A 16,426-nucleotide genomic window follows, 5' to 3' on the forward strand; every position below is an offset into this window, starting at 1 on the left:
TTAAAAAATGAGAAGATTAATTTCGAATTTATATAAGTTTTTTTTGATACCACACATTATTCTTTATAAACTAAGTAGTAATAAAGCTATTATAGATAAGGATATAAATAGGTGGAAAATGGAAAAGAGCCTTAAAGGAAGTTCTGTTTCTATACTATTGACGTTATTGACTAATTCAACAGATTTTAGGTCTATTTTTTATTTTAGAACAAGAGGAATTGTTGCGCATATACTTAATTTATACTGTAGAAAAGAAAAGTATTTCAAAATTGACATCACCACAAAATTAGGAGGTGGGGTTTTAACAGGGCATCCATATAGTACAATTTTAAATGCAGATCACATAGGAGAAAATTTTTTCGTGAATCATTTAGTTACAGTTGGAGCTGTTAAAGGAAAAAGGCCAACTATAGGGGATAATGTGTCAATTTATACAGGAGCTATTGTAATTGGTGATATTACCATAGGAAATAATTGTGACATAGGTGCAGGATCGGTTGTAGTAAAAGATATTCCAGATAATTGTGTTGTTGTCGGAAACCCTGCCAAAATTGTTAAAAGAGACGGAAAACGAGTGTAAGACTAATTAAAATGTGATGAACTTACTTTTAGACATACAAGAAGCTATAGAAAAAAACGATACCCAGAATGCTTTTTATTTTGGCGATACTTTTTACACCTATAAAGAGTTTGCACAAGTGATTTCTAATATTCGAAAAGGCATACAAGATCATATTAGTGAGAATGATAGTACAGTAGGTTTAATAACAAATGATGATATCGAGACATATGCTTCAATTATAGCTTTGTGGTTAGAAGGTAAAGCTTATGTTCCGCTAAATCCTGAATTTCCTGAGAGTAGAAATCATACAGTTATAAAACAAGCTGAAATTAATTCGATTTTAGATTCTTCAACTGATAAAGTTTTTGACCAGTTTAAAACTATCCAATCTAATACATTAGATATTGCAGAAATTAACTTAACACCTCGTCAAATAGGACCAAATGAATTAGCGTATATATTTTTTACTTCTGGGACTACAGGAACGCCAAAAGGGGTACCTATTACCTTTGGTAATTTATCTGGATTTATAGATGCATTTTGGGACCTTGGTTATGAAATAACCAATAAAGATAGATGTCTGCAGATGTTTGAGCTAACTTTTGATTTATCTGTAATGTCGTATTTAGCTCCCATACTTAAAGGAGCGTGTATTTATACCATACCAAAAGATGAAATAAAATATAGTTACATCTTTGAATTAATGGAAGATCATGAGCTTACATTTGCACTTATGGTTCCTTCAATTTTACATTATTTACGCCCTTATTTTGATGAAATTAATTGTCCGGCGATGAAGTTTAGTCTTTTTTGCGGAGAAGCATTACCTTTGGATGTTACTCAAGAGTGGAGTCAGTGCATACCTAATGCAACTATTGCAAATGTGTATGGTCCAACAGAGTGCACGATTTTTTGTACAGATTATACCTATAAACGGGATAGTGAAAACAAAACCTATAATGGTGTTTTGACTATTGGTAAGGATATGAAGAATACAACTACAATTATTGTTGATGAAGATAATAATGAAGTAGGAATAGGGGAAAAAGGGGAGCTTTGCTTAAGTGGGGCTCAACTTACACCAGGATATTGGAAAAATGAAGAAAAAAACAAAGAAGTTTTCTTTGATAAAGAACATGAAGGGAAAAAAGTTAGGTTTTATAGAACAGGAGACCTTTGTACTGTAGATGATCAAGGGGATATTTTATATTTAGGAAGAGTTGATTTTCAAGCAAAAATTCAAGGTTTCAGAGTCGAATTGTCCGAAATAGAATTTCATGCTAAAACAGTTTTAGATAAAAAAAACAGTGTAGCTGTTGCATTTATAAATAGTATTCATAATACTGAAATAGGATTAGTTATAGAATCAACAGCTTTTGATACAAAACAACTCATAGAGGATCTAAAAAATAGATTGCCACAATATATGATACCTACACAAATAAGGTTCATTGATAGTTTTCCATTAAATACAAATGGAAAAACAGATAGGAAAAAACTAAAGGAAATGTTTAATTAAAATTAGGATATATAAAGTAACATTACGATATCATGGAAAGTAGTATAATAAAAGAAAGAGTAAGTGATGTTCTTGTTTCTGTATTAGAACACAATAACTTCGAGATGCATGACGAACTTACGGCTAAGGATGTAGATGGGTGGGATTCTTTATCGCACATGATGATTATAACTGAGATTGAAGAGCATTTTAATATTCGTTTTAAGCTTAGAGATTTAAATAAATTAAAGAATATGGGATCTTTGATTTCTGTAATTCAAAGTAAAATATAACTGAAACAAAGTGGTTTTTAATTCTTTTGATTTTGTAATTTTTATCCTACCGGTACTTCTAGTATACTGGTTTGTCTTAAAAAAATCCTGTGTGTCTCAAAATATTCTTTTGCTGGGAGCAAGTGTATTTTTTTATGCTTGGGCGGATTGGAGATTTTTAGCCTTGTTGGTTGTAAGTACATTGCTTAATTTTTTTCTAGGATTAAAAATACATGAAAGTGAAGAAGATCGAAAAAGAAGTGTTTTTTTATACTTAGGATTGATATTTAATGTAGGGCTTCTGTTATATTTTAAATATTTTAATTTTTTCTACGAAGGTTTTTTTGAACTCTTAAGTGCTTTCGGAAATACATCAGAATACAGTGCTCTAAGAATACTATTACCACTAGGAATAAGCTTTTTTACATTTCAAACTTTAGGATATTTAATAGATGTATTTAATGAAGAAATAGAACCCAGTAAAAATCTTCTTGATTTTTCGATTTTTGTAACTTTTTTTCCAAAAATACTGTCAGGACCAATAGAGAGAGCAGCAGCATTTATTCCGCAACTTCAAGAAAAAAGATCATTTTCATACCCAGTCTTTGTTGATGGTTTACGACAAATACTATGGGGTTTGTTTGCCAAAATAGTTATCGCAGAAAATTGTGCTACTGTTGCAAACTTAATATATAATAATTATGAGAATGAACCAGGTAGCGCATTAATATTAGGGACTTTCTTTTATGCTATCCAGTTATATGCTGATTTTTCAGGATATTCAAATATGGCTATAGGGGTCTCCAAATTATTTGGCATTCAGTTAATGCGTAATTTTTCTACTCCATTCTTTTCAACAAATATTAGTGATTTTTGGAGAAAATGGCATATTTCATTAACAACTTGGATGATGGATTATGTTTTTACGCCATTATCTTTTACCTGGAGAAGATGGCAAAAAAGAGGACTTATACTTTCAATTATTACAACTTTTGTATTAGTAGGATTTTGGCATGGAGCAAATTGGACTTTTGTAGTTTATGGTTTTTTACATGGTATCTATTTTATACCGCTAGTGTATTCAGGTAAAATGAATACATCAGAAATTGTGGCTATAGGAAAATGGTTGCCCTCAATAAAAGAATTACTAAAAATGTTATCATTGTTTGTGCTTATTATGCTAACCGATGTTTTTTTTAGAGCTAGTAATGTAGGTACAGCATTCGAGTACTTGAAGAAGATCTTTTCTAAAAGTTTGTTTGATTTTCCTACGTCGTTGTTAAATGGTACAGTATTATTTACAACGTTGTTAATCGCTCTCTATGTTTGTATAGAGTGGATAAATCGAGAGAAAAAACATGATTTTGAGATCAGTAAATACAATATTTACATACGATGGTTTTCTTATATCTTTATTTTTATATTGATATTGTTTTTTGGAAGAAGTGCTGAGACATTTATATATTTTCAATTTTAGTCAGATGAAATTATTAATCATAAAATTGGGTGTTTTCTTTACAATAAGTTTAGCTATTGTAACTTATGTATTGATGAATTATGGAGGTAATGTAGATTTTTTTTATGAGAAGTTTACTACCCCAAAAACGAATTCGATGATTATAGGGGATTCTAGAAGTTTTCAAGGGATTCATCCAGAAGTTATAGATAAATATTTTGAAGGTAAAGGCTTCGATCTACCCATGCTAAATTACAGTTTTACTATAGGGCAAGCTATTATGGGACCTTTATATAATGCTAGTATTTTTGCCAAACTAAAAGATTCATCATCTAAAAATGGGATTTTTATTATTTCTATTACTCCAGAAATGCTGACTTCTCATAAAGATTATGACAATGAAAAAGGAGAGTTTAGAGAAGAAGGACAACCGCCACATAATATGAAATTTGTAGATGTTAATCCAAATTATGAATATTTAATAAAAAACTTAACTTTTTTTCATTTTAAAGGAGCATTTAAAAAGAAAACGACAGTATATAAAAATGGAAGATTAGAAGAATCTAACTTACCAGAAAATGAAGAGGTCTTCAAACTTTGGAAAAAAAATCAAATAGATTTGTTTTTAGAAGATTCTAAAGATTTAAAATTATCCAATACAAGAATTAAAGGTTTAGGAGATTTGATAACGGGCTTAAAAGAAAGAGGAAATGTATTTTTAATTCGAATGCCAATTAGCAAAGAGTTTTTAAGTAACGAGGATAAATACTATCCTAGATTTGGACATATTGTAGATTCTATTGCCGATACAAAGAAGATTGAGTATATCGATTTTAATTCTATTGGTAAAGAATATAACACTTATGATGGGCATCATATTGATAAGTTTGCAGGTAAAGAATTTACTAAAGCATTGTGTGATTTAATACTTAATTCTGTAAAATTAAAATGAGACGTTTCTATTCTATTGTATTAATAAAAAAAAGTAGCGTATGGGATCTTTAATATCACCACAAATGTATTATCCGGTGTATATTAATTTATGCCTATTTTTAGTCCTCTTTACGTTGTTGCATACAAGGGTTTTAAGTATTAATGATAACAAAAACCTTGCATTCATAAATGTATCGGGATATATATTGCTGATTTCTTTGATATTGTATATTGGTCAAAGGCCTATAAGTATGGCGTTTGGTGATATGATGAATTATATTGTCACTTTTGATGGATATCGTTATGGTGCAGAAATACCAAAAGTAAATGATTATGGTTGGCATTTGTTTATGAAGACATTAGCCACTATCGTTACTCCGCATACATTTTTTACTATTGTTTGTTTTATATACATATTTCCTATGTATAAGATATCCAAAAGTTTATTTGATAAATATTGGTATTACTCGTTTATTTTGTTCGTTGTTTCTTTTTCTTTTTGGACTTACTCTGTAAATGGTATGCGTAACGGAGCAGCTACTTCTATATTTTTATGGGGGTTATGCTATCGAAAAAATAAGGTGGTAATGGCATTATTCTTTTTGTGGGCCACAGTATTTCATAAGACATTATATCTTCCAATTTTTGCATTTATTCTAACCTATTTTTATAATAACCCTAAGGTGCTTTTTAAAGGGTGGCTTTTTTGTATCCCGGCATCTTTAATATTAGGGGGGATTTTTATTTCTCTTTTTGCTTCTCTTGGTTTTGGAGGCGATGATAGACTTTCTGGATACCTTACTTCACAAGCAGAAGCAGGTACCTTTGCTAGTACCGGTTTTAGGTGGGACTTTTTATTTTATAGTTCCTTTCCAATATTTGCAGGTTGGTATTTTATATATAAAAAGCAATTTAAAGATCCTTTTTACTTTCAACTTTTAAATACGTACTTGATTTGTAATGGCTTTTGGGTTCTGGTAATTCGAGCTAATTATTCAAATAGGTTTGCATATCTATCGTGGTTTATGATGTCATTAGTTATAATTTACCCCTTTCTTAAGCAACGATTTTTTAAAAACCAACATTTTATAATAGGCTTGGTAATGCTAGTTTATTTTTCATTCACCTATTTCATGTACTATTTATATTGGGGATAATAACTAACTAAATAACTAAAAATGAAAACACTAACGGTTTTTACGCCAACTTATAATAGAGCTTATTGCTTACATAAATGCTATGAAAGCCTAGTTCAACAATCAAATCAGGATTTTCTTTGGTTGATTATAGATGATGGATCCGGAGATAACACAAAAGAACTTGTTGAGTCATGGATAAAAGATAACAAAATAGCTATTCAATATCATTATCAAGAAAATTTAGGAATGCATGGAGGGCATAATGCAGCATATAGACTTATAGAGACACCACTTAATGTTTGTATAGATAGTGACGATAGCATAGCAGAAGGTGCAGTTCAAAAAATATTAGATTCATGGCAGCTTATAAAAGATGAACCTAAGTTTGCAGGTTTAGTTGCGTTAGATGAAGATCAGGATGGGAAATTGATTGGGACAAAAATTCCTGAACATATTAAAGAAACAACCCTATATGATCTTTATAACACTCATGGAGTCTTGGGTGATAAAAAATTAGTATATAAAACCGAAGTGGTTAAGCAGTACCCTGCTTACCCAATTTTTGAAGGAGAACGTTTTGTGCCACTTGGATATCTTTATCAGCTAATTGATCAAGACTATAAATTGCTGCCTCTTAACGAAGTTTTATGTGTTGTAGAGTATATGACAGACGGTTCTAGTATGAATATGTTAAAACAATATAGACGTCATCCAAGGGGGTTTGCTTTTTCTAGAAAGAGTAGAATGAAATTGGCTAAGAATTTTAAAGATAAATTTAAAAATGCGATTCATTACGTTTCTAGCTCAATGTTTATCAAAAATGGCTTGTTTTTTAAAGAATCTCCAAAGAAATTTATAACATTTTTAGCCATTCCTTTTGGAATAGCATTGAATTTGTACATCAGATATAAAACAAAAGGTGAATTTTAATGGGGATGATCAGAATACTACAAGTTTTTACAGTAATGAATCGGGGAGGTGCAGAGTCCATGATCATGAACTATTATCGAAAAATAGATAGAAGTAAAATTCAATTTGATTTTTTAGTACATAGAAAAGAAAAAGCAGCATTCGATGACGAGATCGAAAGTCTTGGGGGTAAAATATACAGATTCGATCCTATAAGTCCTTTTTTTCCAAAAAAGTATTATAACGAATTGAGAGCATTTTTTAAAGTACATCCAGAATATGATATAGTACATTCTCATTTAAATACTTTTAGTAGCTTTCCTTTAAAAATCGCTAAAGAATTTGAAGTGTCCTGTCGGATTGCTCACGCCCATATTGCAATTGACAAAGTTTCTTTGGCAACACTCTTATCGTCAAAAGAAAATTTTAAAGAGACTATTAAAAAACTAGTTAAACTTCAATTGAAAAAGAAGGTTAAAAATCATGCTACACATCTTTTTTCTTGCGGAGATAAAGCAGGTAATTGGTTGTTTGATAATGCTTCATTTACGACAATGAACAATGCCATAGATACAGAAAAGTTTAGGTATAATGAATCTTTAGAAAGTAAATATAAAAAAGAGTTTGATTTACAAAACGATTTGGTTTTGGGGCATGTAGGGCGTTTTGTTAGTCAAAAAAACCATGCATTTTTATTAGATGTTTTTGCTGACTTGCTGAAAGTGAAACCTGATGTTAGTTTGGTTTTAATTGGTGATGGTCCTTTAAGAGCATCAATGGAAAACATGGCAAAAAACCTTAAAATCGAACACAAAATTCATTTTTTAGGTGTTCGCACCGATATTCCCGAATTATGCCAAATGCTAGATGTATTTGTTTTTCCTTCATTTTATGAAGGACTACCTGTAACTTTGATAGAGGCACAAGCTGCTGGTTTAAAGATATTAGCTTCTAATACGATAACTAAAGAAGTACATTTAACAGATAATATCAAATTTCTGCCAATAGATGATACTACAAAACAATGGGTAGATCAAATAGTTAAAATAAAAACATTTAAAAAAGAGGACCAAGTACAAAAAATTATTGACGGTGATTATGATATCATCTCAAATACAAAAAAAATTGAAGAGTTTTATTTCCAACAAATAGCCAACTAATTATGGGAAAATTTCAAGAGAAGGTCTATAATAATTTACCATACCCTTTTAAGTTTGTATTGCTTAACATTAAAGCATTTCAGAACACAAAACAACGATATACTAAAGAATTTCATGCTTTTTTAGAAGAATATATTGCATTATGGAATGCCGATTCAGAAGTAATTAAGAATTATCAGAAAGAAAGATTAGTTGTTTTGTTATCCGAGGCGTATGAACATTCTGCTTGGTATAGCGAAAAAATGAAAGAATTAGGAATAACCTTGAAGACTATTCAGGAAAATCCACATGAAGCTCTTGCTAAAATGCCTATTCTTAAAAAATCAGAAAGAAAAACAAATGCCGATAAAATAGTAAATACAGGCAGAAATACTGATGGGGTTGGATATACTAGTGGCACATCAGGTTCACCCACAATAAATTATCTTGATTCTGAATCCATAAATCGCTCTTTTGCTTTATGGAGAAGGTTTCATAAAGCAATAGGGTTAGATACCCAAAAAGTGAGACAAGTGCGTTTTTCAGGAAGACTAATGGTACGCCCTGATGCTAAAAAACCACCTTTTTGGGTGTATAATTATTTTGAACGTCAGTTGCTAATGTCCACATATCACTTAACAGATAATAATTTGGGACATTACGTTAAAAAATTGAATTCGTTTAAACCAATATTGCTAGATGGTTACCCATCTGCAATTTATATATTAAGTAGGTATATAAATCAAAACGATCTTAAATTAAGTTTTACACCCAAAGCAATTGCCGTAACCGCAGAGACATTGTATGATTATCAAAGATTAGAAATTGAAAAGGCATTTAATTGCCATGTTTTTAATCAATATGCATCTAGTGAAGGTAGTCCGTTTATAACAGAATGTGTAGAAGGTAATTTGCATCTTAATTTAGATTCGGGTGTTTTTGAATTTATAAACACAAAAGGAGAAACAGCAAAAGCAGGAGAAGTTGCGCAATTAGTAGTTACTAGTTTTACAAACCTTAAGACACCTTTAATTAGATATAATATAGAAGATACAGTTTTGTTATCAGAAAATAATAAGAAATGTACTTGTGGTTGTGAAATGCCAATAATCGAAAAACTAACAGGACGTGAAGACGATATTCTTTGGACCGAAGAAAAAGGATATGTGGGTAGAATGGATACTGCTTATAAGGGGTTAGAAGGGATTGTAAAAAGTCAGATTATTCAAGAAAGCCCAAAAGAAATAATTGTTAATCTAATTGCCGATCAACAATTCGATGATATTATGAAAAAAAACCTTGTTCATAATTTAAAAACAAGACTTGGTGAAAATATATTGTACAAGATCAATACGGTAGAAGATATTCCTCTTGGACCTAATGGTAAATTTGATGCTGTAAAAAGGAATTTTAAAATAGAATTATAGACATATTATGCTTTTTAACTCCTTTGATTTCTTCTTCTTTCTACCAATTGTTTTTATACTGTATTGGTTTGTTGCCTATAAGAGTATAAAATTTCAAAATATAATATTACTGATAGCTAGTTATGTGTTTTATGGTTGGTGGGATTGGCGATTTTTATCATTGATTGCATTAAGCACTTTAATAGATTATACAGCAGGGTTGAAGATACACGAATCTAAGGATTCCTCTACAAAAAAGAAATGGTTATGGTTAAGTATCATTTTTAATTTAGGGATGCTAGGTTTTTTTAAATACTATAATTTTTTCATTGATTCATGGATTGACCTTTGTGCGTCTTTAGGGTATGCCGTAGAAAGTAGCTGGACATTACAAGTGATCTTACCGGTTGGTATTTCGTTCTATACTTTTCAGACGTTATCATACTCGATAGATATTTATAAAGGGAAATTAAAGCCGACTAGTAATTTTATTGCATTTGCAACTTTTGTTTCATTTTTTCCTCAATTAGTTGCTGGACCTATTGAAAGAGCAACAAATCTTATACCTCAGTTTCTAACTACCAGAAAATTCACCTATAAAACTTTCTCATACGGAATCAAACTAATGATATGGGGATTTTTCTTAAAATTGGTAGTGGCAGATAGAGCAGCTATTTATGTTAATGCCGTGTATAATAACATAGATAATCACGATGGTTTAAGTTTTATTGCAGCTACGGTATTGTTTGCTTTTCAGATTTATGGAGATTTTGCTGGATATTCTTTAATTGCTATAGGTACTTCTAAACTTTTTGGTTTTGATTTAATGACAAATTTTAAACGTCCTTATTTTTCGGCATCTGTAAGTGAGTTTTGGACTCGATGGCACATTTCATTATCAACATGGTTTAGAGATTATCTTTATATCCCACTAGGTGGAAATAGAGTTAAAAAACCAAGATGGTTATTTAATCTGTTTATTACCTTTTTAATAAGTGGTTTATGGCATGGAGCAAACTGGACTTTTGTAGTATGGGGAGGGTTAAATGGAGTGTATCTTATTTTAGAAGTCCTATTCTTGAAAAAGAAGAGAAAAGGAATATTAAATATAGGAATCACTTTTATCCTTATTAATTTTGCCTGGATATTTTTTAGAGCTAATACTATTAATGATGCATTCTTTATTATTAAAAGAATCTGTACCGTTCCAGGTAGATTGTATATAGGAAGTGGTGATGATATCACAGCGTCTTTATATGCTACTCTTGCAATTGCTATTTTAGTTGTAATTGAAACGAAAAAAGAGTTTTTTAATACTGCTTTTTCAATTTCTAATAATAAATATGAATCGGTTCGATTATTTGGTTATGCGGTTTTAATCTATATGATATTGTATTTTGGGGTGTTTGGTAAAAGTCAATTTATTTACTTTCAATTTTAGAGTATGGTCAAAAAAGAATATAAGTTATCATTGATCAAATTAGGTAAATTTCTTTTAATTTTTCTAATTGTTGATTTCGGATTGGGTATTGTTTCTAAACAATTATTTTTTAGTCAAGAAACAGGTAAATATGCAAGATCTATTCAGGCGGTTAAGAATACTAACGCACAAGTATTAATTTTTGGTAGCTCTCATGCACATCGACATTATGTTCCTGAAGTTTTTGAAAAAAACCTTAATAAAACGACCTATAATGCTGGAGCAGAAGGACAACAGTTACTGTATCATTTAGCAATGCAGCAAATGATTGTAAAGCGTGTTAAACCTGAAATAATTATTTTAAATATTGATGAAGATTTTCTGTATTACTCAAAAGAAGCGTATGATAGACTTAGCGATTTACACCCTTATTACTCGGATTATCGCCAAGAATTAAGACCTATTTTAGGGTTAGAGTCTAAGTTAGTTGATGTAAAGCTGTTTTTTAATGCATATCAAACTAATTCAACAATAATGCATGTTTTACGATATTTTGCTTCTCCTCAATTAGATTATCTCGGGTATAGACCTTTATTTGGAAAGATTGAAAAGCATTCGAGTATAATAAATGAAACTAATAAAGAACAAGATCTTGATGATAACTTTGTGAACGCATTATACCAATTTATTGCCACTGCTATTGATAATGATATAAAGTTAGTTTTTGTAACCTCTCCAAGATTAAATCAGGTAGATGATGTGAATAATGTTTCTTTTAATAAAATCAAAAATATTGCTAAAGAAAAAGAAATTCCTTTAATCAATTATTTTAATCATAAAGAGTTTACTAATAAACTAGAATTGTTCCATGATCCATCACACCTTAATGATACTGGTGCTAGATTATTTTCAAGAGATGTGGCACTAAAAATCGTAAAATAAATTACTTAATATCTTAGTAAAATGAAAAAGAAAAGGTCTGGTATAAACCAGACCTTTTCTTTTAATAAAATTATACCTTATTATTAGTTATTGGCAGTAGTGTTATTTGAAACTGTATTATTACTACCTTCTACATCAACCGTATCTGTTGGTCCTGCAGTAGCAACATTATCTCTTATAACACTATTATCACCTCTGAAAAATATAGTTGGTTGCGCTTCACTACCACTTTTATTATTCGTAATTGTCATATTATCAAACTTGGTAGTTCTTATGCAATTGTTGGTTCCTCTTACTTTAATAGTATTATTGTCTATTACTATTCCTGTAGCATTTCTTACATCACTACTTGAGCTTGTTTTAATTCCATTTCCTGTTCCACCAGTATCTGTATTTTCAATTGTATTATTTGATATTGTAACATTTCTAGATACCTCGCTATTTGATAATTCAATACTAAAAGGAGGACCACTTACAACGTTATTGTTGTCAAATAAAATATCTCGAGAACCGTCTATTCTAACACCATTATTAAATGAGTTTCCAGTCAATGTCATTCCTACGGTACCATTAATAAGAGCAAATTTTGTAGTTTCAAAAGTATTATCAATAAAACTAATCTTAAAATCTAGCTCATCATCATCAAAATTTGGAAAGTCTGAAAATATAGCTCTTCCAGTCACATTTACTTTATTTGCTCTAAAAACAACATCATCAGCATAATCTTGGATAGTGAAACCAAAACTTGACTCTTTATCAGATCGGATTGTGTTTTCGTATATATCAGCATTAGTAAGTGCATTTATAATCATTGCTACTTTACAATTGATAAACGTATTGTTAAAGATTTGAGTATCTCCATTTGTAGCAGCAATACCAGTTATGGCATTACTAACAGTATTACCAGAAATGATATTTCCTTTACTGGTACGTCTTCCTACAGGATCTTTAAGTCCTGCTCCAATACCACTACCATCAATTGTGTTATTTAGGATTTTTACATTAGATGCAATGTTCCATCCTATTGTTGACTGTGTAGTATTATTTTCAAAAGTCACGTTATTTCCACCAGCTGCTAATAGGGCAGCTCCCGCACCTTCTTTTTCTTCACAATTACGTATAATAACGCCATCGATTCTTTGTAATTCTGTAGGTTCTACATCGATACCTATTTTTGGTCTACTACCTATAGAAAATTCTGTATCAATACCAGCTCTGTAGATTTTACAATTTTCTATAATGATATCCGTACCGTCGGTTACAGACATATTATTTCTTCTATTTGAGTCAAAAGTACATCCTCTAATACGAATCATTCTACTTGGACTATATTCTGGATCAGTAGCAAATTTAAAACTGTTTATAGTTAATCCTGAAACTCCAGAATCACTAATGTGAACGTTCTCTACTAGTATATTAGTACCACTGGTAATGTTTACCAATGTTCCAGAACCAGTTGGAGGTCCAGTATGTGTATCTCTTTCGCCATGCAAGAAACCTCCAGAAAGTGTTACATTTTCAGCATTTTGTATCATGAACAATTTGGTAGCATAATTTTGATTAGATGGTTGAACACGCATATGTGTGTTTTCAGACATCTTAAAGTGGAAGTTAGACGGAAGTCGAACTGTATTGGTAAATACATCTTCAGTATCAAAAAATGCGTCCATTTTATTTATACTGAATGTTTCTGCTCCCAAGCTTTTTACTAAATCCACAACTTTTTGAATGTTTTTGTGGTTTTGAAAAGCAACAGGTTGTGCGACTCTACCTTCAACAATTTCCCATCGTATAGGGAAAAACTGAAAAGTTGGATCAATTAACGTTACATCACCTTCTAAGTCAAGCTTAGAACTCATTAATCGTCCATCAATTTTTCCACCACTCGAAAAATTAAGAGTACCGTTAATGATATCTCCTTTATCGAACTCAAAAGTCACATTATCAGGAAGATTAATTGTTTGATTGTTTAAATCTAGAACACAGTTAATTACATAAGTTTTACCAGAAGTAACATCTGATAAATCAAAATCACAAGGGTCTGTAGCTGTATTTCCGGGATCTTCAGGGTCTGGATCCGGATCTGGATCAGTATCAGGATCTGGATTATCACCGTCTGTTCCAGTAGTATCTGGAACAACTTCTTCAAAGCTTTCATTGCTGCAGGAAACAAAGAAAGCGATACATAAAATCACTAAATAATAAGGTAACTTTTTCATTTTTGGGGGATTATATTTTGGTTATTCATAACTAAAATAACGTAGTTTGTCGGTAATAATTGCATGCAATCGATAAAAAAATGTTAAATTTTTGTAAAGTTTAAAATATTGATATTTAAAGCCTTAAAGAACTGTGGTAAAGCCGTAAAACACCTATGATTCACGAGTTTTTATTTTGATATTGTTTGCTTTTATGTCGCGACTAAAATAAAATAATTACATTAATATAAAACACAGAATCTAATATTTATATTTGCATTTAAATTTTTCAGGGATAAATTCTACATATCATAATGCATAAAATAATAAGAGTCACCACAATACCAAAATCTCTTGGTGGATTGCTTAAAGGGCAATTAAAATTCATGTCACAACATTATACCATTATTGGAGTGTCTGGTGAGGGAGAAGGTAGATTGGATAGAGTTGCAGAAGAGGAGAATGTAGAAGTAATCGCTGTCGAAATGACACGTAAGATAACACCGATACAGGATTTGAAAGCTGTTTTGGAACTGTATAAAGTTTTTAAGAAAGAAAAACCTGATATTGTTCATAGTCATACACCTAAAGCAGGTACTTTATCAATGTTTGCTGCTAGACTTGCTAGAGTCCCTAATCGTTTACATACTATTGCAGGATTACCATTGTTAGAAGCTAAAGGCTCCAAAAGAATATTGCTAGATGTTGTAGAAAAACTAACATATTGGTGCGCTACAATGATTTATCCCAATTCTTTTGGGTTAAAAGATATTATATTAGAAAATAAATATACATCTTCTAAAAAACTTAAAGTTATCGCTAATGGAAGCTCAAATGGTATAGATACCTCTCATTTTGATCCTGATTTGTACAGTAATGAAGATAAACTCGCTTTAAGAAAAGAATTAAAAATAAATACGGAGGATAAAGTAATTATTTATGTCGGTAGATTAGTTAAGGATAAAGGTATTAATGAATTAGTTTCGGCTTTTAAAAGGATATGTGAAACAAGAAATGATGTAAAATTACTTTTAGTAGGGATTTTTGAGAATGATCTAGATCCCTTATTGCCAGAGACAGAAAAAGAAATAAAGACGAACTCAAATATTATTTTTGCAGGCTGGCAAACAGATGTGCGACCATATTTTGCTATTTCAGATATTTTAGGTTTCCCAAGTTATAGAGAAGGATTTCCAAATGTTGTTATGCAAGCAGGTGCTATGGGAATTGCTAGTGTTGTAACAGATATCAATGGATGTAATGAAATTGTTTCAAATAAAGATAACGGAATAATAGTTCCTGTTAAAAATGAAGAGATATTGTTTGAAAGTTTATATAAGCTTGTAGAAAATGATAATATGAGAAATGATATTGCTTCTCGTTCTAGAGCTTCTATTACAGACAGGTATAAAAATCAATATGTTTGGGAAGAATTATTGAAAGAATATGACTCACTTATCAAGTGATCATATCTATAAACGTGTTGTATGAAATCAAAATTGAAATCATTAAAAAAAAGAGTGTCGGTTATTGTTAAAGATTCCAACCGTAAACCGTTCTTACAAATTATTCGAGAAGCAATTTTGTTTTGGATAGCAAAAAACGAATTTCCGAATTTTTACTTTGGAAAGTTTTTGTACCGTAAAGAAAATAAAAATTATAAAGATTATTTAAGTAGTAGAGAAGTCGATAAAATTACGCTTTCTAAAAACCTGCATCATTTTCAATATGCGTCTATATTAAGGAACAAGTTATCTTTTGCCATATACATGGAAAAACACAAATTACCAGTTCCTTTAATGGTTGGATATAATTTTAAAAATAGATTTTTTAAAAAATCAGAAGAATGTATACTTCAAAATACTAGTGATTTGTTTACCTACTTTAATTCAATGTTTGAAGCTACAGGGAAAGTAAGTGTTTTTGTAAAAGATATTACAGAAATGGGTGGAATAGGGTCTTTTCTGATTACCAAACAAAATTTAAAGGAGGAAATTGAAAAATATGGTTCTTATATTTTAGAAAACGATTGTATTCATCAAGAGGTTGTTAATCAGCATGAATTGATAAATAAGATATATGCACAAAGTGTAAATACAATTAGATTTGATACCTATATAGATAAGAATAACAAAATTCATATCCTTTCTGCTTTTATGAGATTTGGAAGAGGAGGAAGTTTTGTAGATAATGGTAGTGTTGGTGGATTTTATTTATCGGTTGATCTCGAAAAAGGTGTTTTAAAAGGAAAAAGTCATCAATTAATGAAGCATGGGGGAGGACAACTTAAAGAACACCCGGATACAGGGGTAGTATTCGACAATTACGAAATACCTTATTTTAAAGAGTCTTGTGAATTGGTGAAAAAAGCAGTTAGTTATGTTCCGGATCGAATTATAGGTTGGGATATTGCTATTGGTAGTAATGGTCCTGTGATAATTGAAGGAAATGATAACAATTCTTTTATTACTCCTGATATTGCCTATGGTGGATATTTAAAACACCCATTGTTTAAAGAAATTATGGAAGAAGCTAAGTAACGGAAAAGCAGA

14 protein-coding genes are annotated in these 16,426 nt (G+C 30.6%); 13 read left to right on the top strand and 1 reads right to left on the bottom strand.

The features are described 5' to 3' along the window. Positions 1–7: 7 nt before the first annotated feature. The 11 genes from AWE51_RS27165 to AWE51_RS02795 all read left to right on the top strand — a co-directional run bounded on the left by AWE51_RS27165 (position 8) and on the right by AWE51_RS02795 (position 11,676). Positions 8–580 carry a serine O-acetyltransferase gene (locus AWE51_RS27165; protein WP_066309105.1) on the top strand — a complete coding sequence of 191 codons (573 nt, stop codon included), beginning with the start codon at positions 8–10 and terminating at the stop codon, positions 578–580. Between the two features lie 16 nt (positions 581–596). Further along, positions 597–2,081, top strand: a complete 1,485-nt coding sequence (locus AWE51_RS02750) for an amino acid adenylation domain-containing protein (protein WP_066309107.1) — start codon at positions 597–599, stop codon at positions 2,079–2,081. Between the two features lie 32 nt (positions 2,082–2,113). Beyond that, positions 2,114–2,353, top strand: a complete 240-nt coding sequence (locus AWE51_RS02755) for an acyl carrier protein (RefSeq protein WP_066309113.1) — start codon at positions 2,114–2,116, stop codon at positions 2,351–2,353. A 91-nt stretch (positions 2,354–2,444) separates the two neighbouring features. Continuing rightward, entirely contained in the window at positions 2,445–3,809 is a 1,365-nt protein-coding gene (locus tag AWE51_RS02760; RefSeq protein WP_157766007.1) for an MBOAT family O-acyltransferase, read from the top strand. A gap of 4 nt (positions 3,810–3,813) precedes the next feature. Then, positions 3,814–4,740: a hypothetical protein gene (locus AWE51_RS02765; protein WP_066309118.1), complete on the top strand. Its 927-nt coding sequence runs from the start codon at positions 3,814–3,816 to the stop codon at positions 4,738–4,740. Between the two features lie 40 nt (positions 4,741–4,780). Then, positions 4,781–5,878, top strand: coding sequence for an EpsG family protein (locus AWE51_RS02770; RefSeq protein ID WP_066309125.1), 1,098 nt, complete (start codon positions 4,781–4,783; stop codon positions 5,876–5,878). Between the two features lie 21 nt (positions 5,879–5,899). After that, complete coding sequence (locus AWE51_RS02775; protein ID WP_066309128.1) at positions 5,900–6,790, top strand: glycosyltransferase family 2 protein; 891 nt, start codon at positions 5,900–5,902, stop codon at positions 6,788–6,790. Between the two features lie 5 nt (positions 6,791–6,795). After that, positions 6,796–7,929 (top strand): glycosyltransferase family 1 protein, encoded by a 1,134-nt coding sequence (locus AWE51_RS02780; protein ID WP_198403789.1) that lies wholly within the window; start codon positions 6,796–6,798, stop codon positions 7,927–7,929. 2 nt (positions 7,930–7,931) lie between these two features. Next, positions 7,932–9,335, top strand: a complete 1,404-nt coding sequence (locus AWE51_RS02785) for a phenylacetate--CoA ligase family protein (RefSeq protein WP_066309132.1) — start codon at positions 7,932–7,934, stop codon at positions 9,333–9,335. 7 nt (positions 9,336–9,342) lie between these two features. Continuing rightward, positions 9,343–10,755, top strand: coding sequence for an MBOAT family O-acyltransferase (locus AWE51_RS02790; protein WP_066309134.1), 1,413 nt, complete (start codon positions 9,343–9,345; stop codon positions 10,753–10,755). 3 nt (positions 10,756–10,758) lie between these two features. Then, on the top strand, positions 10,759–11,676 hold the full coding sequence (locus AWE51_RS02795; RefSeq protein WP_066309135.1) for an SGNH/GDSL hydrolase family protein: 918 nt from the start codon (positions 10,759–10,761) through the stop codon (positions 11,674–11,676). A gap of 83 nt (positions 11,677–11,759) precedes the next feature. On the opposite strand, the gene AWE51_RS02800 is transcribed toward AWE51_RS02795, so the two are convergent. Beyond that, entirely contained in the window at positions 11,760–13,895 is a 2,136-nt protein-coding gene (locus AWE51_RS02800; protein ID WP_066309139.1) for a right-handed parallel beta-helix repeat-containing protein, read from the bottom strand. A gap of 293 nt (positions 13,896–14,188) precedes the next feature. On the opposite strand from AWE51_RS02800, the gene AWE51_RS02805 reads away from it, so the two are divergent. After that, the gene (locus tag AWE51_RS02805; RefSeq protein ID WP_066309142.1) at positions 14,189–15,340 is read left to right on the top strand and encodes a glycosyltransferase family 4 protein; all 1,152 of its coding nucleotides are present in this window, start codon (positions 14,189–14,191) and stop codon (positions 15,338–15,340) included. A 21-nt stretch (positions 15,341–15,361) separates the two neighbouring features. Continuing rightward, positions 15,362–16,414: a sugar-transfer associated ATP-grasp domain-containing protein gene (locus tag AWE51_RS02810; RefSeq protein WP_066309144.1), complete on the top strand. Its 1,053-nt coding sequence runs from the start codon at positions 15,362–15,364 to the stop codon at positions 16,412–16,414. Positions 16,415–16,426 lie beyond the last annotated feature (12 nt).

The sequence above is a fragment of the Aquimarina aggregata genome, assembly GCF_001632745.1.
GTDB classification, from domain to species: domain Bacteria; phylum Bacteroidota; class Bacteroidia; order Flavobacteriales; family Flavobacteriaceae; genus Aquimarina; species Aquimarina aggregata.

What these genes read in the sequence shown, in the direction of transcription:
- AWE51_RS02795 (WP_066309135.1), top strand. Translation starts at nt 10,759, where the DNA reads ATGGTCAAAAAAGAATATAAGTTATCATTGATCAAATTAGGTAAATTT.
- AWE51_RS02780 (WP_198403789.1), top strand. Translation starts at nt 6,796, where the DNA reads ATGATCAGAATACTACAAGTTTTTACAGTAATGAATCGGGGAGGTGCA.
- AWE51_RS02810 (WP_066309144.1), top strand. Translation starts at nt 15,362, where the DNA reads ATGAAATCAAAATTGAAATCATTAAAAAAAAGAGTGTCGGTTATTGTT.
- AWE51_RS02785 (WP_066309132.1), top strand. Translation starts at nt 7,932, where the DNA reads ATGGGAAAATTTCAAGAGAAGGTCTATAATAATTTACCATACCCTTTT.
- AWE51_RS02805 (WP_066309142.1), top strand. Translation starts at nt 14,189, where the DNA reads ATGCATAAAATAATAAGAGTCACCACAATACCAAAATCTCTTGGTGGA.
- AWE51_RS02775 (WP_066309128.1), top strand. Translation starts at nt 5,900, where the DNA reads ATGAAAACACTAACGGTTTTTACGCCAACTTATAATAGAGCTTATTGC.
- AWE51_RS02765 (WP_066309118.1), top strand. Translation starts at nt 3,814, where the DNA reads ATGAAATTATTAATCATAAAATTGGGTGTTTTCTTTACAATAAGTTTA.
- AWE51_RS27165 (WP_066309105.1), top strand. Translation starts at nt 8, where the DNA reads ATGAGAAGATTAATTTCGAATTTATATAAGTTTTTTTTGATACCACAC.
- AWE51_RS02770 (WP_066309125.1), top strand. Translation starts at nt 4,781, where the DNA reads ATGGGATCTTTAATATCACCACAAATGTATTATCCGGTGTATATTAAT.
- AWE51_RS02800 (WP_066309139.1), bottom strand. Translation starts at nt 13,895, where the DNA reads ATGAAAAAGTTACCTTATTATTTAGTGATTTTATGTATCGCTTTCTTT.
- AWE51_RS02790 (WP_066309134.1), top strand. Translation starts at nt 9,343, where the DNA reads ATGCTTTTTAACTCCTTTGATTTCTTCTTCTTTCTACCAATTGTTTTT.
- AWE51_RS02755 (WP_066309113.1), top strand. Translation starts at nt 2,114, where the DNA reads ATGGAAAGTAGTATAATAAAAGAAAGAGTAAGTGATGTTCTTGTTTCT.
- AWE51_RS02750 (WP_066309107.1), top strand. Translation starts at nt 597, where the DNA reads ATGAACTTACTTTTAGACATACAAGAAGCTATAGAAAAAAACGATACC.